We start from the raw sequence: 23897 nt of genomic DNA on the forward strand, positions 1-23897 counted from the left end.
TGTTTTTTTGTTTTATTAGTTTTTATTTAAAAATCCTTTTAGAGAATTTGCTCCTTTTTCAAGCGCATTGTTAAGCTTTTCATTTTCTGGAATTGAAATACCTGCGTCTTTTAAAGCTTTTTCTGCTGCGGATTTTGTTTTGTCTTCAAGCTGCTTTTGAAGTTCGGCTTTCTTTTTTTCAAGAAGCGAATTCAGTTTGTCCATGTTTACGCTTTGGCGGTTTATTCCGTTTTCGATGTTCACGAATTCTGAAATTTTTTCTGTTACGCCGCCTGTTTTTTCATTCAGTTTTGCCGCAATTTCTTTTTTTGCTTCTGAAACAAGATTTGAAATTTCTGCGTCTGCGGTTTTCTTCAATGCTTTTATGAATTTTTTATCAAGGTCGGAATTAACTGAAATGCTGAATTTCTTTTCGCCGTTGAAAATTGCGGTTGCTTCCATGTCAAGATCTTTTATGTTTGAAAGCGCGGTTTTGTAAAGATTGTATGCGAATTTCGGCTCGAAACTTTCAGAAGAAAATGAAATATTTTCCAAGTTGAATTTTGCCTTGACCGTTATGCTTCCGTCATCGCCGATTGTTCCGTTTGCAGTTACATCAGTGCTTGAATTCAGCCCAAGATATGGCGTTGAAAATTTGATTGGGAAGTTGTCGCCAGAATAATCTGCGTTGACCAAAGGATTTTTTGTTTCCGCTCTTGTGTCTACAATTACATTTGCCTTGTGAGTCTGTTTTTTTGTGGAATAGCTTCCGTTGAACAAAGCAGGTGCGCCGCGTTTGTCCATGTCGTTTGTAAGGTCTGTTCCTTTTGCGTCAAGATTTAGTCCGCTGAAACTTATTTTTTCAATTAAGAATTTTGGAATTCTGTCCTGCTTCCAGTAAATGTCAGTTCCTTTTGCTCTTGTAAATGCCTGTTTTTTTTCTTTCTTTTCTTTTTTAGGTTTTTCTGATTTTGAAGAGGAGGCTTTTGCTTGAAGAGCGTAATCTGCGGCTTGCTTTATATATGGATAATAATCGCCTGCCATTGAATAGAAAACGCTGTCTAATGTGTTGCCCAAAATCTTTTTTCCGTCTGAAATTTTAAACGAAGTGATTTTTGAAAGCTGCTTGTTTACGAGCGCGTTGTCCGAGGCGATTGCGTCTTTTACTTGCGAAGAAAGCGCGTTTATTTTTTTAGAATCAGATTTTACATCGTTCGCGGTTGACTGAATGTTTTTTGTAAGCGATTTGCTTTTTTCCATTGCGCCGGTTACATTTTCGATTGCTTGTTTTAGTTTTGCAACGTCATCTATTTTTCCCCAGTCAGTGTTGAGAACTGAACGCACGCTTTGGTCAAGGTCTTTTACTTGAGACTCAAGTTCTTCCGGCTTGTTTTTCCATTTTGAAACAAGAGCTTCAGCTTCTGCCTGAACTTGCTTTGCGGCTTCTGGAGATTTTAAATTTCCTTCGAGGTCGTTTATTATGTTCTGCGGATTGTATTCTGCAAAAACTTCTTGTATTGAATTCTTTGCGGCATTAAGAGCTTCGTTCTTTTTTTCTGTAAAGTCAAATGAATTTTCGGACTTTTGTTTTTTCTCTTTCTGTTTTTTTTCTTTTTTAGGAAGCTCACCGGAAGTTTTTCTTTCTGTGTTTATTGCGAATCCTGAAAGCTCAATGTTTTCAGCATCGAATTTTCCGCGCAAGGCTTGTGTCAAATTAAATTTGATTTCGATTTTGTCAGCCTGAAACAAATTTTTCATCGGCGAATTTTTGTTTGCCTGCTCAAGATTTTTTATAGTTACGCTTGCTCCAAGAAGCTCGACGTTTACAGAAGAAAGTTCAGTTTTCGCGCCAAAGGCAGATTGCATTGCGCCGGTTATAGCTTTTTTTGCGATTACATTTTTAAACGAAATAAAAAGAAGAACTGCGGCTGCGATTATTGCAATTGTTGCGGCGAAAGGAACAAGTTTAAATGAAGCTTTTTGCCTTTTGATTTCTTTTGCGATTGCCTTGAATTTTTTTAGCTGGCGTTTTGAAATTTGCTTGTCGCGCGGAACAAAAAGTTTTCCTTCTTTTTTTGGATTCGGTTCAAAAATCGATTTTATAAGCTCAAGGTCGGAAGGAATAAAAATTTTCTTGTAAATTTTATTTTCAAGTTTTTTTGGCGAATAGGTTTTCTTAAATATTCCAGGAAGTTTTCTTGCTGAAACAAGTTTTTCTTTTTTGACTTTGTTTTTTTTCATAAAGTGTCGTCCTGTGTAATAAGGCTTGTGATTTTTTCAGCAAACGGAAGCTTTGCGATGGCTTTTGCAAGTGGCGTGCGTGCAAAAAGTGAAGAAACATATTTGCGCCAAAGTTTTACAAATGCGATTCCGAATATAAAACATGGAATATAAATAAGAAGAGAAAATGCAAAAGAACCCATTACAATTGTGTTGTTGAATTTTGTAAATCCGACAAACGGAATATCAATCAGCGTGGAAAAAGTTTTTGTCAACGGCGCGTAGTTCAAGATGTAAAATCCGATTGAATCAAATTTTGAATCCAAGAGCCAGGCAAACTGGGAAGCCACAATCATTGCGACAAAATAAAGTCCTTTGTTTATTCGCACAAAGCAGAAAAAGATAAAAATTAAAAACCACAGCGCATTGTTTTTGGGAATGAATCCAAGCATGATTCCAAGGCAGAGCGCGTTTGCAAGTTCCGATGGCTTTGAATTTGAATTGAGTGCTTTAAAGAATTTTATGATTTTTTTAAGCATTTCCTCTCCTAGATTGAAAGTTTTATAAATCCTGAAAGGGTTGCTGTTCAGAGATGGAGTATATCGGACTCGAACCGACCACCTATTGATTGCGAACCAATCGCTCTACCAGATGAGCTAATACCCCGAATGCAGAAAAACTGCTTGTTTTGTATTCTATCTAAGTTTATCTTTTGTTTCAAGTGGAAATTTTTGTTTTATCTTCTATAAAAATTAAAAAAATATTAAAATGCCTTGTATGAAAAAAATTGCTTGTTTATTTTTTAGTTTGTTTGTTTGTCTGGCATTTTGTTTTCCGCAGAAAGTTGGAGTTTTAAAAGGACCGAGCGGAATTCCTTCAGCATATTTAATGGAAAATTTTTCTGAAAATGCTGAATATGAAGTTTTTTCCGGCGCGAATTTTCTTTTGCCGAAACTTATAAAGGGCGAAGTTGAAATTGGATTTCTTCCGCCGAATGTAGCTGCAAAAGTCTACAACATAAATAAAGGCGCAGTTGTGATGGCTGCTGTCTGCGGAAACGGAATGGTAAGTCTTGTAACAAAAGATTCTTCTATAAAAAAACTCAAAGATTTAAAAGGAAAAGAAATTTTTGTTGCGGGTCAGGGAGCAACTCCGGATTTTATGTTCCGCTATATTTTAAAGCAGAACAAAATAAAATTTGACGGAACAAAAAACAGCGTTCAGCTTTCTTATTCAGTTCCAAACGCTGAGCTTGCGCCTTCTTTGATTTTGGGAAAAATTCAGTATGCGGTTGTTCCCGAGCCGTTTGCGACTGTTGCCTGTGAAAAAGATAAAAATATTTTCAGGGCGGTTGATTTCCAGAAGGAATTTTTTGTGCTTTCTGGAATTGAAAATTTTCCAATGACGGTAATTGCCGTGAATGCGAATTTTGCAAAATCAAATCCTGAAAAAGTAAAAAAGTTTCTTGAAGAATATAAAAAAGCTTCAGAGTGGACTTTAAAAAATCCAAAGGAAGCAGGTTTGCTTGTAGAAAAATTTCAGCTTGGATTAAATGCGCAAATTGTAGAAAAAGCAATTCCAAAATGCGCCTTTGTTTTTGAAACAGGAAATCAGGCAAGAAACGGAATTGAAAAACTGCTTTCTGTATTTATGGAATTTGAACCGGCTTCTGTTGGCGGAAAACTTCCAGACGGCGGATTTTATTTTGAATAAAAAAAAGATTTTTGTTTTTTCTGTTGCATTTTTTTTCTTGCTTTGGAAATTTTTTTCACTGGCGATAGATTCTCCTTTGGTTCTTCCCTCTCCTGAATCTGTCGCCGCGGATTTTTTTTCTCTTGCTGCGGAAAAAACTTTTCTTAAATCTTTGGCTTTTACTTTTTTTAGAGTTTTCTGCGCGTTTTTTATTTCGTCATTTTTGGGAATTTTATTTGGCTTTTTATGCACGAAATTTTCTGTCTTGAAAATTTTTTTTGAGCTTCCTCTTGCGTTCATTCGCTCGGTTCCGCTGGTTTCTGTAATTTTGATTGTTCTTTTTTGGCTTGGCTCTGATTCTGTGCCGGTTTTTGCGGCGGTGCTTTTGTCTTTTCCAGTTGTGTTTACGTCGGCTTTTTCTGGATTTTCATTTGAAGATAGAAAAATGGAAAGCGTCTGCAAAATTTTTAAAATCACAGAAATGCAGAAATTTTTATTTTTGAAAATTCCTTACGCTAAAGAATTTTTAAAGGACGCAATGAAAAATTCCTGCGGAATGATTTGGAAAGCTGTTGCCGCCGCGGAAGTTCTTTCTGTTCCAAAATTTGCGCTTGGAAGCCAGCTTCAGAATTTTCAAGTTGTTCTTGAAATTTCAAAACTTTTCGCTGTTACAATTTTTATTGTTTTGCTCGGATTTTTAAGTGAAAAAATTCTTTTGATTTTCTTTTTTGCTTTAAAAAAATTTTACAAGAATTTTATAAACTTTTATTTTCAGTCTGATTTTTTTAAACTTCCGCATTATTCTTTAGAAAAAAAATTTTCCGTGGAGTTAAAAAATTTTTGCGTTGAGCATGACGGAAAATTTATTTTTGAAAATTACTCAGAAAATTTTGACCAGAAAAAAATAACTTCGATTGTCGCGCCAAGCGGAAGCGGAAAAACAACATTGCTGAATTTTGTTGCTGAAAATTTTTCTTCTGTTTCGTATTCAATGCAAACTCCGAATTTGTTTTTGAGCCTTAGCGTTTTTCAAAATGTGCAGCTTCCGCTTTTAAATATTTTTGGAAGAAAAAAATCATCAGAAATTACGCAGAATATTTTAAATAGCTTTGGTTTAAATGAAAAAGAAAAATCTTCCGTGGAAAAAATTTCAGGCGGAGAAAGGCAGCGTGTTTCTCTTGCTCGCGCAGTTGCTTTTCCAAGCGGAATTCTTTTGCTTGATGAATCGTTTCAGTTTTTGGATTTTTCAGTAAAAAAGAAATGCATTGAATTTATTTTGGAGCGACAAAAGGAAAATCCGCGGACTGTAATTTTTGCTGCAAACGAAATAAAAGAAGCAGTTTTGTTTTCAGATAAAATAATTTTTTATTCTTCATGTCCAATGCTTCCTTTAAAAACTTTTTTAGTTTCCGCGGAAGACAAAAAAAATCCGGCTGCGCTTGAAAAAGAAATTCTTGCGTTGCTTTTTAGTTTGTAAAAATATTTCTTTTATTTTTTTTGAATGATATAATTTTGATATGCAGAATATTTTTTTTGACACTAGAATTCTTGATAAAAAATCACGCGAAAAATTTTCTTTGACTGAAGAGCTTATGATGGAAAATGCGGTGCAGGGACTTGAAGCTTGCGTTATGCCCCATGTTTTCCATGAAAGTGAACGTTACATAAACCGGCCTTGTGTTTTGATTCTTGCAGGACGCGGAAACAACGGAGCCGACGGTTATGCTCTTGCACGCAGACTTTCTTGCCATGATTTTTGTGTGGCGGTTTGCTGCATTGGCGAGCCTTCTTCGGAAATTGCTAAAGTTCAAAAAAAACGCGCGGAGCTTCTTGGCGTTTCTTTTATTTCGCCTTATGATTTGGATTCTTTTGTGGAAGAAAAAAGCTTTGATATTAGCGTTGTTGTTGACTGCATTTATGGAAGCGGATTTCATTTGCCTTTGGACGCGGAATCAGAAGCAGTTATTCAGAGCGCGAATAAAATAGAAGCCTTTAAAATTTCGTGCGATGTTCCAAGTGGACTTGATTCAGCCGGAAATGGAAAAACTGTTTTTCGTGCTGACGAAACTGCCACAATGGGAGCTTTAAAACTTAGCCTGTTCAGCGACAAGGCAAAAGATTTCTGCGGAAAAATAAAAGTCTGCAATCTTGGAATAAGCAGAAACAATTTTGAATTTCTGGAAGTTCCTGATGCTTTTCTGCTTGAAAAAGAAGAAATGAAACTTCCGTTTAGAAAAATTCAAAATGTCCACAAAGGAACTTTCGGGCACGTTGCTGTTGCTGCTGGCGAAAAAACTGGTGCTGCAAAAATTGCTGCGAATGCCGCTTTTGCTTTTGGAGCTGGCTTGGCCACTATTGTGGGGATTGAAGATTCAAGCTTTATGAACATTATGGCTTCTTTGGAACTTCCTGAAAATACAACGGCTCTTGCGCTTGGCTGCGGATTCGGAAGAAAAAATCCTGGCTTCCAAAAATATTTTGACTTTTTAAAAGAAAACAAAAATATTCCGTGCGTTCTTGACGCTGATATTTTTTACTACAAGGAAATTTTAAGCCTTTTAACAGAGCGAGGAAATTTTGTTTTGACTCCGCATCCAAAAGAATTTTCTGTTCTGCTTGAAAACTGCGGTTTTGGAAAATTTTCAGTTCAGGAAGTTGTTGAAAAAAGAATTGAGCTTGTAAAACTTTTCTGCGGAAAATTCAAAGATTCAGTTCTTGTTTTAAAAGGCGCGGTTGTTTTAATTGGAATGTGGTCAAAAAATGAAGGGAGAGTAAAAATTTATTTTAATCCTTATGGAAGAAATTCACTTGCAAAAGGCGGAAGTGGAGATGTTCTTGCAGGTCTTGTTGCTTCTCTTCTTGCGCAGGGATATGATTGTGCGAATGCGGCGGTAACAGCTTCTTTGGCGCACAGTTTTGCTTCAAAAAAAATAAAGAACAACTTTGCTCTTACTCCGCAGATTTTAATTGAAAAAATTTCAGAACTTTAAATTTGCTTGAAATATTTATTATTGGAGGAAAAATGAAATACGCGCTTCAGTTTGCACTTATAATTTCAATTTCTTTTATCGGAGAAATTCTTAACGCTCTCATTCCCCTTCCCGTTCCTGCCAGCATTTACGGACTTGTTATTTTGTTCTTGTGCCTGGAGCTAAAAATCATAAAGATTCATCAGGTAAAGGATGCCGCAAATTTTCTTCTTGTGATGATGCCCGTGATGTTCGTTCCGTCCAGCGTTGGATTTATGACGGCGTTTCCGATTATGAAAAAATACGGAGTGTGCTTTGTGGTGATTGCCGTTGTTACAACTTTTTGCGTCATGGTTATCACAGGGCATGTTGTTCAGCTTATAATCCGCGCAAAAAATAAAAAGGCTTCCAAGGAAAACTAGCGATGAAAGATTTTTTTATAAACTCAGTGTATTTCGGAATGTTTTTAACTTTGATTTCCTACGCGCTTGGAATTGTAATCAGCAGGAAAACAAAATTCTTTTTGTTCAGTCCTTTGATTGTTTCGATTGTTTTGTGCATTGCCTTTCTTATAATTGCAAAAATTCCTTATGAATCTTATGCTTGTGGCGCGGATTTTATTGCCTGCCTTCTTACTCCTGCGACAGTCTGCCTTGCGGTTCCTTTGTACGAGCAGATTGAAAAGCTCAAGGAAAACTGGCTTGCTGTTTTGTGCGGAATTTTCTGCGGCGTTGTGGTCAATCTGGTTCTGATTTTTCTTTTCTGCCTTTTGTTTAAAATGGAGCACACGGAATATGTTTCGCTTCTGGGCAAGTCGATTACAACTGCGATTGCGCTTGGAATAACAGAAGAGCTGAACGGAACAATTCCTGTAATTGTCGTGATGGTTGTTCTTACCGGAAACCTCGGAAACCTTTTTGCTGTTCAAGTCTGCAAGATTTTTAAGATAACGGAGCCTGTAGCCAAAGGAGTTGCAATAGGAACTGCTTCCCATGCGCTTGGAACTTCCAAGGCGATTGAAATTGGCGAAATTGAAGGAGCCATGAGCGGCCTTTCGATTGGAATCGCGGGAATCCTCACGGTAATTCTTGCCCCGGTCTTTGCCGGACTTATTCCCTGAAAATTTTTGCATAAATATGCAGGAATAAATAATATTTTCCAAGAATATTGTATATTCCTGAAGAATTTGTATAAATATTGAGGAATAGAAGATATTCCAGAGTTTTTATGCATATTCCTCAGGAAAATTCCATATTCTTGAGTTTTTTGACGAATTCCAAGTGGAAAATACAATATTCCTGAAGTTTTTAAAGGATTCCAGATAAAAATAAAATTTTCCTTAAAGAATTTTTCCCTTCTTTTATAAAATTCTCCGATGTGATATAAATTCTGTAAGATTGAATATTGAATTTTAATGTCATTATCGTGCTTGACCCTGCGACGTTTCTGAAAGAAACTCGGTTGATAATCTGTTGAAAAATTACAGTAGATTGCTAACCGAGTTTGCTATGCAAACATCGCGGTGTCAAGCACGGCAATGACAATTAAATGGCTATTAATCAATTTTAAGGGAAATTTTATGACACCGCAGGAAGTTATTGACAAAGCTAGAAAAATCGTAATAAAAATCGGAAGCAACACGCTTGCAAAGAACGACGGAACAATCAACGTGGACTTTATGGAAACTTTCGCGTCGGAATGCGCTGCTTTGATTTCAAAGGGCAAGCAGATTATTGTTGTTTCTTCAGGAGCGCAGGTTGCAGGACTTTCCACGATAAGCGGCTGGGCGCATAAGGGAGATATTCACTACAGGCAGGCTTTGTGCGCAATCGGTCAGGTTGAGCTTATGGATAAGTGGCGCGAATCGTTCGGCAAGCAGAATCTTCATGCGGCTCAGCTTCTTCTTACAAAAGAGGACTTCATGGATTCCCACCGCACTTTGAATATAAGGAACACTTTGTTCACGCTTGTTGACGAGGGCGTTGTTCCTGTTATAAATGAAAATGACTCTGTTGCGACCGACGAGTTTTGCATTGGAGACAACGACAATCTTAGCGCGCTTACTGCTGTTCTTTGGAGCGCGGACTTGCTAATTCTTTTTAGCGACATCGACGGAATCTACACGGACAATCCTAAGACAAATGAAAACGCCGTTCTTGTTGAAACTGTTGAAAATATCAATGAGCTAAAAAATCAGATTACAATCAACGGAAAAAGCTCTTTTGGAACTGGCGGCATTTCTACAAAGATTGAGGCGGCAAAAAAGACAACGGCTTCTGGAATTCCGCTCATACTTGCGAACGGAAAAAAAGAAAAGGCTTTGGAAAAACTTTGCAGCGGAGAATTGAAGGCAACTGTTTTTACAGCTGACGAAAATGCTTTGTTCAATGCGATAATGGGAGGAAGCAAATGAAAATCGGATTCATTGGAATGGGAAACATGGCGAAGGCGATTGCGTCCGGCTTTATAGCTTCAAAAAAAATCCAGAAAGAAAATATTTTTGCCTTTGCTCCGAATCAGGAAAAACTTAAAAAAAATGCCAGTGAGCTTGGCTTTGTTCCGTGCGAAAGCATTTTGTCTTTGGCGGATTTATGCGATGTTTTTATAATGGCGTGCAAGCCTTACCAGATAGAAGGTGTTCTTGATGGAATAAAGGAAAGGCTTTTTGGAAAAGTTTTGGTTTCTGTTGCGGCGGGCTGGAGCTACGAAAAGTTCCATGAGATTCTTGGAAATGATGTGCGCATTCAGTGCATAATGCCGAATACTCCTGCGATGGTTGGAGAAGGCGTGATGCTTTTTGAAAAGGAAAATTCTTTAAATGCAGGCGAGCTTGAAAAAATAAAAGATTTGTTTTCTTCGCTTGGAATTATAGAAGAACTCCCTTCAAATCTTATGGGAATTGGCGGCGCAATAAGCGGCTGCGGTCCTGCATTTATGGATTTGATAATTGAGGCCTATGCGGATGCCGCTGTTAAATATGGAATTTCAAGGCAGACGGCTTATAAAATTGTTTCACAGACAATGCTTGGCAGCGCAAAGCTTCAGCTTGAAACAGGAACTCATCCGGGAGCTTTAAAAGATGCGGTTTGTTCTCCGGGCGGAACTACAATCCGCGGCGTTGATTCCCTTGAAAAAAATGGTCTGCGCGGAATTTGCATTTCGAGCATTGACGCTATAATGAAAAAATAAATTTATTTGTAGTAAAGCATTTCGTATTTTGCGAATGCTGAAAAGCCGGCTTTCTTGTATGCGCAGATTGCCGATTTATTTTTTTTGTTTACAAACAAGACTGATTTTTTATTTTCCTTTTGAAATTCTTCAGCAAGTTTTTTTACAAGAGTTGAAGCAAAGCCCTTTGAGCGGAATTCTTTTTGTGTGAAAACTCCGCCAATCTGAATAAAATTTTTTGAAATTGCGTTTGTCTGGGCTTTTGCGCAAAATGAATTTTCTTTTTTGACTGCAAGAACTTTTTGTGTGCGAAGAATTTTTTCAAGTTTAAGTCTTTCAAGCGCAAGATTTATTTTTTTCCATTCAGGCAGAACTTCTTCTTGAGTATATGAAATGTGCAGCGGAAAAAGTTTGTCAGCGTCTTGCAAGGAACATTCTGCAATTTCCAAATTTTGCGCAGAAATATTTTTGCTTTGCGTGTATTCCATAAAAAGCATTTCTCTTATGTCGTCCGGTTGAATTTTTTTCAGTTTGAAAATTAGCTTTCTGATTTTTTCCGCTTCTTTTTTTTCTCCCATTATGCAGGAAATTTCCTTTTCACAAAAAAAATTGCAAAGTTCTTTTTCGGTTTCTTTTGTGAGCCTTGGAATAAAGCTTGTAAGAATTCCGCCTTCTGAAAAATAAAAAACGCCTAAGATTTCAGTTTCAAAAATTATATAAAGCTCTTTGCTTTTTTGCATTGCCATTTGCATAAGCTGGCTGCAAATCTTTTCATGCGGCAAAAGAAAGTTTTCTGCTTTGAGAAAAAATTCTTCGTTTTCTGCGGCTTGGATAATTTTTGGCATTTTTAGTTTGTAATGTCTCTGAGCCATTTTCCAGATTTAAGACGCAAAAGTCCCGCAAACGTTTTGAGAAATCCTTCTGAAAGCAAGCACAAGTAAATAAAGTTTGGCGGCAGATTAAAAACAAAAGCTGCTATGTATCCTGCAGGAATTGCAACGCACCACATCCAGAAAATGTCATGGAACGCGGCATATTTTGTGTCTCCTCCGGCGCGGCAAAATCCTACAATAAAGAACATACAGAATGCGTTGAACGGATAAAAACAAATCAGTTCTATAAGCATTTTTTTTGCTTGCAAGAGAATTGAAGAATCCACATTAAAAATATACGGAAGCATTGATGAAAGCGGATAAAGGAAAAGTCCGATTAAAGCTGCGCAAGATGGAAGAAACCAGGCGAATCTGTAAGTGTAAAGTTTAGCTTCTTCAAAATTTCCGGCTCCGATTTTTTTGCCAAGGATTATTCCGGCTGCGTTTCCTGTTCCTATAAAGAAAACCCAAGTAAGCTGAGAAATTGTTCCTGTTATATTGAATGCTGCAATTGCGTCTGTTCCTGTATGCGCGAAAATGGAGTTCTGAAATGTTATTCCCATCCCCCAAGCGGTTTCGTTTAGCAGTACTGGCAATGCGACTGAAATATATTTTAAAACGAATTTCTTACTGAAAGAAAAATAGTTTTTTAAAGATCCTAGGATTTCAAATTTTTTCACAGATGAATATATCAAAAGAACAGAAGTTCCAGCTGCTCTTGAAATTACAGTTCCGATTGCGGCTCCGGCAACTCCCATTGGCGCAATTATAAAAAATTCAGTTTTTAGTCCGAATATAAAAATATAGTTGAAAACCGCGTTCAAGATAATTGAAATTGTTGTGCATATCATCGGAAGGTATGCATGGTTTGTGCTTTTGAATGCGAATTCAAATGGAAAAGTTATTGCAAGAAAAATATAGCTTATTGCAACATATTTTAAATATTTTGCGCCATACTGAATTACAACTGGATCTTTTGAATAAAGGCTGATTAAAAATTCTGGGATGAACAAAGCCGCTATTGTAAAAGCAATGGAAACAAAAATTGAAAATCCGAGCATTATTCCTAGCGTTTTTTGAATTCCCTTTATATCATTTTTTCCCCAGAATTGAGAAATAAAAATCGCGCCGCCAGAAGATGTTCCAAAAAGAATCATGTTCAGTATAAAATAAATTTGATTTCCAAGTCCTACTGATGCGATTTCCGCGGCTCCAAGCTGGCCCACCATGATTGTGTCTAGCATGTTTACAAAAACTTGCATTAAGTTTTGAAGAGTAATTGGAAGTGCAAGTGAAAAAAGTGTTTTGTAAAATCCAGGAAGATGTGTTCTTATTAAAGCTGCATTTTTTTCTGACATAAATTCTATTCTATAAAAAATGAAAGATTGTGTCATTACTGCCGATAATTTAAATATGAAGAAAATTTTTTTGTCAGCAGTATTTTTTTTGTTTTTTCAAAATGCTTTTTGCCAGAATGTGCTTTTAAAATATAACGGAAGTGGAAGCTATGTTTATATTGAGCGTACCGATGTAAGACGCTACGATAATGGAAAATATACTGGACTTGTTAGCCGGGAAGTCCGCTCGTTTATTGCTCCAACTTCTGTTCCTTCCGGCGGAAAATTTTCAGACAGATATTATGACGGAAGTTTTTTTATAGACGAAGCCACAAAGCGGAATTCAAGAGAAGTGAATCTTGGCATAAACGGAGCAGTTCCTTCAAGCTTTAAAATTTCTTCAGACGGAGAGCTTACAATGATTGTTGACAACGGCTATCCGTCTTTTAGAAGTTTTCCGGCTTTTACAAATCAGCGCATAAGCATTGGAGACAAATGGCAGGCAAAAGCTGAGCGCGTTGTTGATCCGCTTAACAAAGGAATTTTTACAAAGCTTCCGATTTTAGTTGAATACACTTATCTTAAAGATGAACTTTTTCACGGAGAGGAAGTTTACGTTTTTAGCGCGCAATGGGCAACTCGCTACGGAATTTCTTACTGGGATTTTGCAGGCGACAAGGATTTGAAGTCAGCGCAAGGAAGCCACAAAGCGACAATGTACGTAAGCAAAAAAAGCGGAAATGCTCTTGTTGTCCGCGACATGGTTGATGAAACTTTTATTTACAATGACGGCAACAGCTATTCGTTTAAAGGCTCGATTTCAATGTTCACGGAATATCCGCCGGCTTACGACAAAAGCAAGCTTATTCCGGCGTTGCAGCGTGTAGCTTCTGTTTCGGAAAAAGAACTTAAAGAAATTCTTGAAAAGCCCGTGAACGAAAGCAGCTGGATTGACAGCGAAAAAAAATCTAGTGGCTCAATGAAAAATAATGATTTTGAATCTGGCTCGAATTCAGGAAAAAATAATTCTTCCGCTGAAAAGAAAATTGCAAAAAATGAAAATCAAACTTCTGGGACAAAAACGAATGGCATTGGCTCTGGAAAAACAAAAAATCAGCCTCAGAAAAAAAAGAATTCCGCGGATGAAATTCAGTCGAAAATTTCAGCAGGAAAAAATTCTCCTTCTTCAAATTCAAAGTCTGAAAAAAAAGTTATTGTTGAAAACACTGCGGCTGGAATCCGCCTTACGATGCAAAATTTGAATTTTAAGCCGGACAGCGCGGAACTTTTGCCTGGAGAAAATGAGCGGCTGGATCAAATTGCGCAGGTTCTAAAAGAAGTTCCCGATCAGATGTTTCTTGTTGAAGGACATACGGCGAGCGTTGGCTATGAAAAGGGCGAAATGAAGCTTTCTGTTGAGCGCGCAAATTCTGTTGCAAACGCTTTGATTCAAAGAGGAATTCCGCGTGAAAAATTTATCTGCAAAGGCTCTGGCGGAACAAAACCGATTGCGGACAATTCAACGCCTGAAGGAAAAGCAAAAAACCGCCGTGTAGAAATTACGATTCTGGAATAGAAGTATGATAAAAATTCTTTTTGTTTGCCACGGAAATATCTGCCGTTCTCCAATGGCTGAATTTGTAATGAAATTTCTTGTAAAAAATGCCCGGCTTGAAAATGATTTTTTAATTGAATCAAAAGCTACAAGCACGGAAGAAATTGGAAATTCGCCGCATCCTGGAACTTTGAAAAAACTTGCGCAGCAGGGAATTCCTGTTTTTCCGCATAAAGCCGTTCAAATGGAAAAATCTGATGCTGAAAAATACGACTTTATAATTGGAATGGACAGTTTTAACTTAAAAAATATTCAGCGGATTTTGGGAAGCAGTTTTAATAAAAATGTTTTTCTTTTGCTTGATTTTACTTCGCGGCCCGGAAACATTGCCGATCCTTGGTATACAGGAAATTTTGATGAAACTTTTAATGATATTTGGGAAGGATGCAACTGTTTTTTACAGAAATTAACTAACGGAAGTTTGAAAAATGTTTAAAATTTTAAGTTAGAACTATCGTTAGTTTGTAAAACGAACAACTATTAGTTTTTATATCGATTTTAGAATTTATATTTAGGATATTTTTATGACATTGCAGCAGCTTCATTACATTATAGGTGTTTCGGAATCTGGCTCTTTGAACAAGGCGGCGGAAAATCTCTATGTTTCACAGCCTTCGCTTACGTCAGCGATAAAGGAAGTTGAAAAGGAATTCAGCATTTCAATTTTCAACCGTTCAAGCAAGGGAATTTCTTTGACGCAAGACGGAAAGGAATTTATTCAGTATGCCCGGCAGATTTATGCGCAGTACGAAAATCTTTTGGAAAAATTCGGGGAAGGATTTCAGCGCAAGAAAAAATTCAGCGTGTCGTGCCAGCATTATTCTTTTGCCACAAAATCTTTTGTTGAGCTTGTAAAAAAATTCGGAACTTCAGAATATGAATTTTCAATTTTTGAAACAAAGACGCTTGATGTAATCGAAAATGTTGCGACTCAGAAAAGCGAAATCGGAATTCTTTATATGAGCGATTTCAACAGAAAGGCAATCAAGAAAATTTTAAATGCAAACGATCTTGTCTTTGAAAAACTTATTGACTGCAAGGCTTATGTTTATCTTTGGAAAAATCATCCGCTGGCAAAAAAAACTTCAATTTCTCTTGAAGAGCTAAAAGATTATCCGTGTCTTTCTTTTGACCAGGGCGGAAACAGCTCGTTTTATTTTGCAGAGGAAATTCTCACGGAAAACGAATATCCAAAAACAATCAAGACAAGCGACCGCGCCACAAATTTAAATCTTATGGTCGGCTTGAACGGATACACTCTTTGTTCGGGAATAATTTGCGAAGAACTGAACGGCTCTGATTTTGTTGCGGTTCCTTTTAAGTCTGACAAGGAAAACCCGAACAGCGTAATGGAAATCGGATATATTCTAAAGAAAAATATAATTCTTTCAAAGACAGGCGAAGAATATATTGAGCAGCTGAAGTCTTATTTGAAAGCATAAGTTGTTATAAGCGAAATCTATATCTCCGCATAAAAATTTAATATTATTCATGCCTTTTGAAATTTGCTATTCTTTCCTCAGAAAATAAAACTTTGCTTGGAGGAAAATATGAGTTACAAATTCGAAACGCTTCAACTTCACGTAGGACAGGAAAACGCTGACCCGGCTACAGATTCAAGGGCTGTTCCAATTTATCAGACAACGAGCTATGTATTTCATAATTCACAGCATGCGGCGGATCGTTTTGGTTTAAAGGATGCTGGAAACATTTACGGACGCCTGACGAATTCAACACAGGATGTTTTTGAAAAAAGAATTGCGGCTCTTGAAGGCGGAGTTGCGGCTCTTGCAGTTTCTTCCGGCGCGACTTCCATAACTTATGCGATTCAGGCTTTGGCAAAACAAGGCGAGCATATCGTTGCGCAAAAAACAATTTACGGCGGAAGCTACAATTTGCTTGCCCACACTTTGCCGCTTTACGGAATAACGACAACTTTTGTTGACGCGCACAATCTTTCCGAGCTTGAAAATGCGATTCAGCCTAATACAAAAGCTGTTTACATTGAAACTTTGGGAAATCCGAATTCTGACATTCCTGACATTGACGCTATTGCAGAAATTGCGCACAAGCACGGACTTCTGCTGGTAATTGACAACACGTTTGGAACTCCGTATTTGATTCGCCCGATTGAACATGGCGCGGATATTGTTGTGCATTCCGCAACAAAATTTATCGGCGGACACGGAACAACTCTTGGCGGAATTATTGTTGATTCAGGAAATTTTGACTGGGAAAAATCCGGCCGCTATCCGTGGATTTCAGAACCGAATCCAAGCTACCATGGAGTTTCGTTTGCCAAGGCTGCTGGTAAAGCCGCGTTTGCAACTTATATCCGCGCGATTTTGCTTCGTGATACAGGAGCTGCGATTTCTCCATTTAACGCTTTCCTTCTTCTTCAGGGTGTGGAAACTTTGTCGCTTAGAATTGAACGCCATGTTGAAAACACAAAGAAAGTTGTTGAGTATTTGAAAAATAATCCGCTTGTTGAAAAAGTAAATCATCCTTCGTTGCCGGAACATCCTGACCATGCGCTTTACGAAAAATATTTTCCGAACGGCGGCGCAAGTATTTTTACTTTCAATATTAAAGGCGGAAAAGAAGAAGCATGGAAATTTATTGACAGCCTGAAAATTTTCAGCTTGCTTGCAAATGTTGCGGATGTAAAATCGCTTGTTATTCATCCGGCTTCAACAACTCACAGCCAGCTTTCTGATGCGGAGCTTGCAGACCAAGGAATTGCCCAGAATACAATCCGTCTTTCTATTGGAACTGAGCACATCGACGATATAATTGCCGACTTGGAAAATGGCTTCAATGCATTGAAATAATTTTCTTTAACTAAGGTTTCCCCCGGTTTTCTTTTATAGATTTCCGGGGATTTTTTTGCGGAAAATGAATTTCAACTGGTATTATTAAAATTTAATAAAACTGAATATTTATATCATACCAGATTTTTGCTAGTTTCTTTACAAATAAATTATGCGAGGAAAAATATGGAATCAGGAAAACAGTATGAATTGAATAAAAATCTTGCCCAGATGCTTAAAGGCGGCGTGATTATGGACGTTACAACTCCAGAGCAGGCAAAGATTGCGGAAGAGGCTGGAGCTTGCGCGGTAATGGCTCTTGAGCGGATTCCGGCGGACATAAGAGCTGCGGGCGGCGTTTCCAGAATGAGCGATCCAAAAATGATAAAAGGAATTCAGGAAGCGGTTTCAATTCCTGTAATGGCAAAGTGTCGCATCGGGCATTTTGTGGAAGCGCAGATTTTGGAAGCAATTGAAATTGACTATATTGATGAAAGTGAAGTTCTTTCTCCTGCCGATGATGTTTATCATATCAACAAGAAAAATTTTAAAGTTCCGTTTGTATGCGGCGCAAAAGATTTGGGAGAAGCGTTAAGAAGAATCAGCGAAGGCGCGTCAATGATTAGAACAAAAGGCGAGCCGGGAACTGGAGACATAATTCAGGCTGTCCGCCACATGAGAAAAATGAATTCTGAAATTTCAAGAATCGTTTCTATGCGTGAAGACGAGCTTTATGAAGAAGCAAAAACTCTTCAGGTTTCTTATGAGCTTGTAAAATTTGTGCATGAAAACAAAAAGCTTCCTGTTGTGAATTTTGCGGCGGGTGGCGTTGCGACTCCTGCTGATGCGGCTCTTATGATGCAGCTTGGCGCGGAAGGAGTTTTTGTAGGCTCTGGAATTTTCAAGTCAGGAAATCCAAAGAAAAGAGCGGCTTCAATTGTAAAAGCTGTTACAAATTTCAACGACGCAAAACTTATTGCCCAGCTTTCAGAAGATTTGGGCGAAGCTATGGTTGGAATCAATGAAAGTGAAATCGCCATTCTTATGGCAGAGCGCGGAAAATGAGAGCGGCGGTGCTTGCACTTCAAGGCGCGTTTTTAGAGCATGAGAAAATTCTTGAATCTTTGGGCGTGCCTTGCTTTGAGCTTAGAAAAAAATCAGACTTGGAAAAAGATTTTGACGCTCTTGTTCTTCCGGGCGGAGAAAGCACAGTGCAGGGAAAACTTTTGCATGAGCTTGAAATGTTCGAGCCGTTAAAGCAACGCATTGGATCTGGAATAAAAGTTCTTGCGACTTGCGCAGGTCTTATTCTTCTTGCTGAAAAAATTGAAAATGATTCGCGCGTGCATTTTGGAACAATGCCGGTTTGCGTAAAAAGAAATGCTTATGGCCGGCAGCTTGGAAGTTTTTTTACAGAAGAAAATTTTGAGAATCTTGGAAAAATTCCGATGACTTTTATCCGCGCGCCTTATATTGAAAGTGCAAGGGAAGATGTTGAAGTTCTTTCAAAAGTCGATGGAAAAATTGTTGCCGCAAAATTTAAAAATCAAACTGCGCTTAGTTTTCATCCAGAGCTTAACAGCGATACAAGGCTTTACGAATGGTGGATTCAAAGCTGAAAATTTTAAACTAGCGGCGCGAATATTCTGAAAATTCTTCCAAGCATTTTTACAATCAGCGGAAGTTTTTTGTAGTCGTCCAAAGTCATTTCTTTGCACGAAAGTTTTGTAAGTTCAATGTCACGCTGAATTTTTTCTATAACGGATTTCTTGTAAATAAGAAGTCCGTCTTCAAAGTGATGGAAAAGGCTTCTGTAGTCAAGATTTATCGAGCCTACGGTTGCTATTTTTCCGTCGCTTGTAAAAAGCTTTGAATGTATAAATCCCGGCAAATAAAGATAAACATGAACTCCGTTTTCAACAAGCGTCTTTAAAAAAGTTTTTCCGATGCAGAATGTCAAAAAATGGTCAGGCTTGGAAGGAACAATAAGCGAAACATTTATTCCTCTGCTTGCCGCAAAAATCAGCGCGCTTTTAAGCTGGTTGTCGATTATAATGTACGGAGTTGTTATGCAGACATTTTTTGTCGCCTTTGACAAAATGTAGAGGCAGATATTTTCCGCGATGTCTTTTTCGTTGTAAGCATTATCGGCATAAGGAATTAAAAGTCCTTCGCTGAAATTTTCTTTTACTGCTGGAAAAAATTTTTCGTAGCTTTTATTCGCTTTCTTTTCTGGAAACTTTGCAAGATTCCACATTTGCAGAAAAAGCGCGGTGTAAGTTTTTGTCGCGTTTCCACGGATTTTTACTGCGGAATCTTTCCAGTATGAAAACTTGTTTTGCCCAAAGTTGAAATATTCATTTGCAAGATTCAATCCGCCTGTGTAAGAAATTTTTCCGTCGATTACTGCAATTTTTCTGTGGTCGCGGTTGTTCTGCTGTAAGTTAAAAACTGGAGTCAGCGGCATATAAATTTTTGACTTTATTCCAAGGCTTGCTAAATATTCATGGTAAACTTTTGTGGACGCAAGCACAGAGCCGATTCCGTCGTAAAGAACTCTGACTTCAATTCCTTCGCTGACTTTTTGCTTTAGAACTTCAAGAATTTTCCGCCATGAATCATCGGGCGTTATTATAAAAAATTCCAGAAAAATAAATTCTTTTGCGTTTTTAAGTTCCTGCATAAAATCCGGAAAAAAATCTTCCCCGCATGAAAAATATTCAACATCAGAATCTGTGTATGCCGGAAAATTTCCGCTCTCGTAAAGATAAAATGCAAGGTCTGAAATTTCAGGAAATGCTGACTTTGTTTCTGCAGGCTTTGGAACAAATTTCCAAGTTTGAAGTTCGCTTTGTTCAATTTTGCTTTTGAGCCTAGCGTTCCGTGTCGCCATTTTTGTGTAGACATAAAGTGAAATTCCGAACAGCGGAAAAATCATCGTTGGAAGAAGCCATGCGATTTTGAATTCGTTTTTTCCTTCGCAGTTTGAAAGATAAGCCATAAAAGTAAAGCTTAAAAGCAAGTTGACTCCAGCAAAATAAAAAAAGTATGGAGAAAATTTTATTATGAAAAACAGATATGTGCAAATCTGCATCGCAAGCAGCAAAAAACAGAAAACCACACGGCTGTAAATAAAACGCTTAAAAAGCTTTAATTTTTTCTTCATACAATAAATTTATTCAAAGCGCATTTTATTTTCAACAGAATTTAATGGAAATTCTTTATTGTATTGCGCTTCAAAATTCAGTTGCGTTGAACAAACGGCGGTTTTGCTATAAAATATGCGAATGTTTCGTATCTATGTTGAAAGAAAGGCCGGTTTTCAGAATGAAGCGGCGCGGATTTTTTCCGAGATTACAGGTTTTTTAGGAATTGGTGGAGTTACCGGCGTCCGTTATTTCAACCGGTATGACATAGAAAATGTCGCAGACGAAGTTGCAAAGGCTTCCGCTGTAAGAATTTTTTCCGAGCCTCAAAGCGATTTTGTTGTTTACGATTCACTTGAAGTTCCTGCTGATGTTACTCAGATTATATGGGAATATCTTCCGGGGCAGTACGACCAGCGGGCAGACAGCGCGGAGCAGTGTCTTACACTTTTGCGTGAAGGAATGAAGTCTGCCACAAAAGTCGGAACAGAGCCGCCTGCTGTAAGATGCGCAAAGATTGTTTTCCTTGAAGGAAGCGTTTGCGCGGATGACGTTTTAAAAATCCAAAAGTACCTTATAAATCCAGTTGACAGCCGGCTTGCAGACAGCTCAAAGCCTGCAACTCTTAAAATGTCTTCCATTGTGCCAGCTGATATTGCAGTTGTGTCTGGATTCATTTCAAAGTCAGAAAGCGAGCTTGATTCATACAGAAAAGAACTTGGTCTTGCCATGGATTTGGCTGATGTAAAATTCATGCAGGACTACTTTAAGTCAATAAACCGTGATCCGACCTTTACAGAAATCCGCGTTTTGGACACTTACTGGTCAGACCATTGCCGCCACACAACATTCCTTACAGTTTTGGACGATGTAAAGATTGAAGACGGACCTTATGCTTCCGCCTTGAAAAAATCGCTTGAAAATTATAAAGCTGTTCGGACTGATTTGTATGCCGACCGCAAAGACAAGCCTGTTACATTGATGGACATGGCCTGCATTGGAGCAAAATATCTTCGCAAGCACGGAAAACTTGATGACCTTGAAGTTAGCGCTGAAATAAATGCCTGCTCTGTTTTTATAGATGTTCATTATACAAGCGGCGAGCCTGATGAACGTTGGCTTTTGCAGTTTAAAAATGAAACTCACAATCATCCTACAGAGATTGAACCTTTTGGTGGAGCCGCAACTTGCATTGGAGGGGCAATCCGTGATCCTCTTTCTGGACGTTCCTGGGTTTATCAGGCAATGCGTGTTACTGGAGCCGCAGATCCTACAGTTCCTTTAAGCCAGACGCTTCCTGGAAAACTTCCGCAAATGAAGCTTACACGTGAAGCTGCTCAGGGATTTTCTTCTTACGGAAACCAGATTGGACTTACAACAGGACAAGTTTCTGAAGTTTATCATCCGGGCTATGTTGCTAAGCGCATGGAGCTTGGCGCGGTTATTGCTGCTGCTCCTTGTAATCAGGTTATGCGTGAAGAGCCAGAAACTGGAGATGTTGTGATTCTTCTTGGTGGCGGAACTGGACGCGACGGAATTGGAGGCGCTACTGGCTCTTCAAAAGTTCACGATGTGAAGTCTGTTGCAACTGCTGCAGCCGAAGTTCAAAAAGGAAACGCAGTTGAAGAGCGTAAAATTCAGCGTCTTTTTAGAAACAAAGATGTGTGCCGCATGATTCGCCGTTCAAACGACTTTGGAGCGGGCGGAGTTTCTGTTGCGGTTGGCGAGCTTGCTCCTGGACTTGATATAAACCTTGATGCTGTTCCAAAAAAGTATGAAGGTCTTGACGGAACAGAGCTTGCAATTTCAGAAAGCCAGGAAAGAATGGCTGTTGTTGTCCGTAAGGAAGACGCGCAGAAATTCATCTTGGAATGCAATAAAGAAAATTTGAACGCAGTTGTAGTTGCGGTTGTTACAGACACAAATAAACTTGTAATGAAGTGGCGCGGAAAGACAATTGTAGATATTGACCGTTCTTTCCTTGATACAGCCGGAGCTGAACATCATGCGGTTGCTTCAATAGAGAGTCCTGCAGAACAGAAAAATTCCCCTTTGGTTCATCCTCTTGAATCAGTTGAAAAAATTCTTCTTGAAGATTCAGAAAATCCGGACATAAAAGAAGCGTGGCTTTGCAATATGAACGACTTGGCTTGTTGCAGTCAGCGCGGACTTGGCGAGCGGTTTGACGGTTCTATTGGAGCAAGTTCAGTTCTTATGCCTTACGGTGGAAAATATCAGGGAACACCGGAAGCAGGAATGGCTGCAAAAATTCCAGTTGTTTCCCCGCGCGAAACTTCTACAGTCAGCCTTATGAGCTACGGTTTTGATCCTCGTGTTTCCCAGTGGTCAGCATGGCACGGCGCGCAGGTTGCAGTTCTTTCTAGCTTGGCAAAAATTGCCTGTATGGGCGGAAAAACCGACACTTGCCGTCTTACATTCCAGGAATTTTTTGGACGCGCTGTAACAGAAAAAACTTGGGGCTATCCTGCAGCCGCCTTGCTTGGTTCTATTGACGCTCAGCTTGCAATGGGAACTGGCTCAATCGGCGGAAAAGACTCAATGTCTGGAACTTTTGAAAATCTTAATGTTCCGCACACATTGGTTTCTTTTGCCGTAAATGTTGACGATGTGAAAAACGTTGTGAGCGGTTCTTTTAAAAAAGCAGGAAGCAAAGTTTTCCTTGTAAGCGTTCCATATTCTGCAGAGCTTGTTCCAGATTTTGAAGTGTTCAAGAAAAACACTGCTGCTCTTTACAAGCTTAACAGTCAGAAAAAAATAAGCGCAATGTATCCGGTTTGTGCAGGCGGAATTGCAGAAACGTTAAGCAAAATGTCACTTGGAAATAAAATCGGAGTTTCCTTGGACACAATTCCTTTAAGCTGCACAGCTGCCTCTGGAATAAAAGAAGCCGACGTTAGCGATTTGTTTACTCCGCTTTACGGTTCAATTTTAGTTGAGTCTGATTCTGACCTTGATTCAGAAAAAGATTTTGCTGAAGGAACTGTTTACAAAATTGGTGAAACAATCTGCGAGCCTACAATTGAAATTGAAGATGTAAAAATTTCTCTTGATGAAATTGAATCTGCCTGGGAATCAAAGCTTGAAAAAGTTTTCCCTCCAGTTTCAGGCGCGGAACTTCAGCCTCCATTGCCTCCTTTTGCATTGAAAGAGCACGAGTCGCTTGAAGAAGCTAGAAAAAAATCTTCTGCCTTTGAATATTCAGCCGGAAAAACAAAACCAAAAGTTGTAATTCCAGTTTTCCCCGGAACAAACTGTGAATACGACATGGCGCGCGCGTTTAACTTGAATGGCGGCGAAACAAAAATTGTTGTGTTCCGCAATAGAACTCCAAAAGATTTGGCGGAATCCTTAGACTTGTTCAAGGCAGAAATTGACAAGGCGCAGATTCTTGCTTTTGCAGGCGGATTCAGCGCAGGAGACGAGCCGGACGGTTCAGGAAAATATATTGCCAATGTAATCCGCGAGCACAGAATTGCAGACAGCATAATGGAGCTGCTTAAAAACCGCGATGGACTTGTGCTTGGAATTTGCAACGGTTTCCAGGCGCTTATAAAAACAGGGCTTGTTCCTTATGGCGAAATAAAAGAGCCTTCCGCTGATATGCCGACACTTACTTACAATAAAATAGGACGGCACATAAGCAGAGTTGTGCGAACAAGAATGGTCAGCGCGAAAAGTCCCTGGGCGCAGGATTCTAGTGTTTTGAATTCAAAGATTCACCTTATTCCTGTAAGCCATGGAGAAGGACGCATTGTAATCAGCGAGGAGCTTGCGGAAAAACTTTTTGCAAACGGACAAGTCTTTACTCAGTATGTTGACGAAAATGGAATTCCTTCAATAACTGAGCCGGACAATCCTAACGGAAGCCTTTTTGCAATCGAAGGTCTTACAAGCCCGGACGGCCGTGTTCTTGGAAAAATGGGACACAACGAGCGCACAATGGGCACAGACAAAGGCGGCTCAAGCATTGACCTTATAAAAAACATTGCGGGAATGGATTCAAACGAAAGTTCTTGCCAGAATATTTTTGCGGCTGGAATAAGATATTTCAACTAATTTAATGGAGAG

General features: G+C 38.7%; 19 protein-coding genes and 1 tRNA gene. 14 read left to right on the forward strand and 6 right to left on the reverse strand.

Annotated features, from left to right (window positions below; translation table 11 throughout):
• Window positions 1–15 precede the first annotated feature (15 nt).
• The 3 genes from Q0H92_RS01190 to Q0H92_RS01200 form a co-directional block, all read right to left on the reverse strand.
• Window positions 16–2220 carry a TIGR03545 family protein gene (locus Q0H92_RS01190; protein WP_296010730.1) on the reverse strand — a complete coding sequence of 735 codons (2205 nt, stop codon included), beginning with the start codon at window positions 2218–2220 and terminating at the stop codon, window positions 16–18.
• Window positions 2217–2738, reverse strand: a complete 522-nt coding sequence (locus Q0H92_RS01195; RefSeq protein ID WP_296010733.1) for a TIGR03546 family protein — start codon at window positions 2736–2738, stop codon at window positions 2217–2219. The genes Q0H92_RS01190 and Q0H92_RS01195 overlap by 4 nt, the downstream gene beginning before the upstream one ends.
• A 54-nt stretch (window positions 2739–2792) precedes the next feature.
• A tRNA-Ala gene (locus Q0H92_RS01200) sits at window positions 2793–2865 on the reverse strand.
• A gap of 111 nt (window positions 2866–2976) precedes the next feature.
• On the opposite strand from Q0H92_RS01200, the gene Q0H92_RS01205 reads away from it, so the two are divergent.
• From Q0H92_RS01205 to proC, 7 genes are all read left to right on the forward strand, one after another.
• Window positions 2977–3912, forward strand: a complete 936-nt coding sequence (locus tag Q0H92_RS01205; RefSeq protein WP_296010735.1) for an ABC transporter substrate-binding protein — start codon at window positions 2977–2979, stop codon at window positions 3910–3912.
• Window positions 3905–5368, forward strand: coding sequence for an ATP-binding cassette domain-containing protein (locus Q0H92_RS01210; protein WP_296010737.1), 1464 nt, complete (start codon window positions 3905–3907; stop codon window positions 5366–5368). Before Q0H92_RS01205 ends, Q0H92_RS01210 begins: the two co-directional genes overlap by 8 nt.
• A gap of 40 nt (window positions 5369–5408) precedes the next feature.
• Window positions 5409–6881: an NAD(P)H-hydrate epimerase gene (locus Q0H92_RS01215; protein ID WP_296010739.1), complete on the forward strand. Its 1473-nt coding sequence runs from the start codon at window positions 5409–5411 to the stop codon at window positions 6879–6881.
• Between the two features lie 32 nt (window positions 6882–6913).
• Complete coding sequence (locus Q0H92_RS01220) at window positions 6914–7282, forward strand: CidA/LrgA family protein (RefSeq protein WP_295795534.1); 369 nt, start codon at window positions 6914–6916, stop codon at window positions 7280–7282.
• Window positions 7283–7284: 2 nt separating this feature from the next.
• Window positions 7285–7980, forward strand: coding sequence for an LrgB family protein (locus tag Q0H92_RS01225; RefSeq protein ID WP_296010740.1), 696 nt, complete (start codon window positions 7285–7287; stop codon window positions 7978–7980).
• A gap of 459 nt (window positions 7981–8439) precedes the next feature.
• On the forward strand, window positions 8440–9273 hold the full coding sequence (proB, locus tag Q0H92_RS01230) for a glutamate 5-kinase (protein WP_296010743.1): 834 nt from the start codon (window positions 8440–8442) through the stop codon (window positions 9271–9273).
• Window positions 9270–10049 (forward strand): pyrroline-5-carboxylate reductase, encoded by a 780-nt coding sequence (proC, locus tag Q0H92_RS01235; RefSeq protein ID WP_296010745.1) that lies wholly within the window; start codon window positions 9270–9272, stop codon window positions 10047–10049. The genes proB and proC overlap by 4 nt, the downstream gene beginning before the upstream one ends.
• A 2-nt stretch (window positions 10050–10051) precedes the next feature.
• Here the strand turns inward: proC and Q0H92_RS01240 are convergent, their stop codons facing one another.
• Complete coding sequence (locus Q0H92_RS01240; protein ID WP_296010747.1) at window positions 10052–10873, reverse strand: GNAT family N-acetyltransferase; 822 nt, start codon at window positions 10871–10873, stop codon at window positions 10052–10054.
• A 2-nt stretch (window positions 10874–10875) separates the two neighbouring features.
• Window positions 10876–12258, reverse strand: coding sequence for an MATE family efflux transporter (locus tag Q0H92_RS01245; RefSeq protein WP_296010750.1), 1383 nt, complete (start codon window positions 12256–12258; stop codon window positions 10876–10878).
• A 55-nt stretch (window positions 12259–12313) separates the two neighbouring features.
• On the opposite strand from Q0H92_RS01245, the gene Q0H92_RS01250 reads away from it, so the two are divergent.
• From Q0H92_RS01250 to pdxT, 6 genes are all read left to right on the forward strand, one after another.
• Window positions 12314–13813: an OmpA family protein gene (locus tag Q0H92_RS01250; RefSeq protein ID WP_296010753.1), complete on the forward strand. Its 1500-nt coding sequence runs from the start codon at window positions 12314–12316 to the stop codon at window positions 13811–13813.
• Window positions 13814–13817: 4 nt separating this feature from the next.
• Entirely contained in the window at window positions 13818–14288 is a 471-nt protein-coding gene (locus Q0H92_RS01255; protein WP_296010755.1) for a low molecular weight protein-tyrosine-phosphatase, read from the forward strand.
• An 88-nt stretch (window positions 14289–14376) separates the two neighbouring features.
• The gene (locus tag Q0H92_RS01260) at window positions 14377–15294 is read left to right on the forward strand and encodes a LysR family transcriptional regulator (protein ID WP_296010759.1); all 918 of its coding nucleotides are present in this window, start codon (window positions 14377–14379) and stop codon (window positions 15292–15294) included.
• Window positions 15295–15402: 108 nt separating this feature from the next.
• Entirely contained in the window at window positions 15403–16683 is a 1281-nt protein-coding gene (locus Q0H92_RS01265) for an O-acetylhomoserine aminocarboxypropyltransferase/cysteine synthase (RefSeq protein ID WP_296010761.1), read from the forward strand.
• Window positions 16684–16848: 165 nt separating this feature from the next.
• Window positions 16849–17727 carry a pyridoxal 5'-phosphate synthase lyase subunit PdxS gene (gene pdxS, locus Q0H92_RS01270; RefSeq protein WP_296010765.1) on the forward strand — a complete coding sequence of 293 codons (879 nt, stop codon included), beginning with the start codon at window positions 16849–16851 and terminating at the stop codon, window positions 17725–17727.
• Window positions 17724–18281 (forward strand): pyridoxal 5'-phosphate synthase glutaminase subunit PdxT, encoded by a 558-nt coding sequence (gene pdxT, locus Q0H92_RS01275; protein ID WP_296010767.1) that lies wholly within the window; start codon window positions 17724–17726, stop codon window positions 18279–18281. Before pdxS ends, pdxT begins: the two co-directional genes overlap by 4 nt.
• Window positions 18282–18286: 5 nt before the next feature.
• On the opposite strand, the gene Q0H92_RS01280 is transcribed toward pdxT, so the two are convergent.
• Complete coding sequence (locus Q0H92_RS01280) at window positions 18287–19828, reverse strand: phospholipase D-like domain-containing protein (RefSeq protein WP_296010769.1); 1542 nt, start codon at window positions 19826–19828, stop codon at window positions 18287–18289.
• 121 nt (window positions 19829–19949) lie between these two features.
• Here Q0H92_RS01280 and Q0H92_RS01285 point away from each other — a divergent pair, with 121 nt between their 5' ends.
• On the forward strand, window positions 19950–23885 hold the full coding sequence (locus Q0H92_RS01285) for a phosphoribosylformylglycinamidine synthase (protein WP_296010771.1): 3936 nt from the start codon (window positions 19950–19952) through the stop codon (window positions 23883–23885).
• The last annotated feature ends 12 nt before the right edge of the window (window positions 23886–23897 follow it).

The organism is uncultured Treponema sp. (assembly GCF_934725225.1).
Lineage (GTDB): Bacteria > Spirochaetota > Spirochaetia > Treponematales > Treponemataceae > Treponema_D.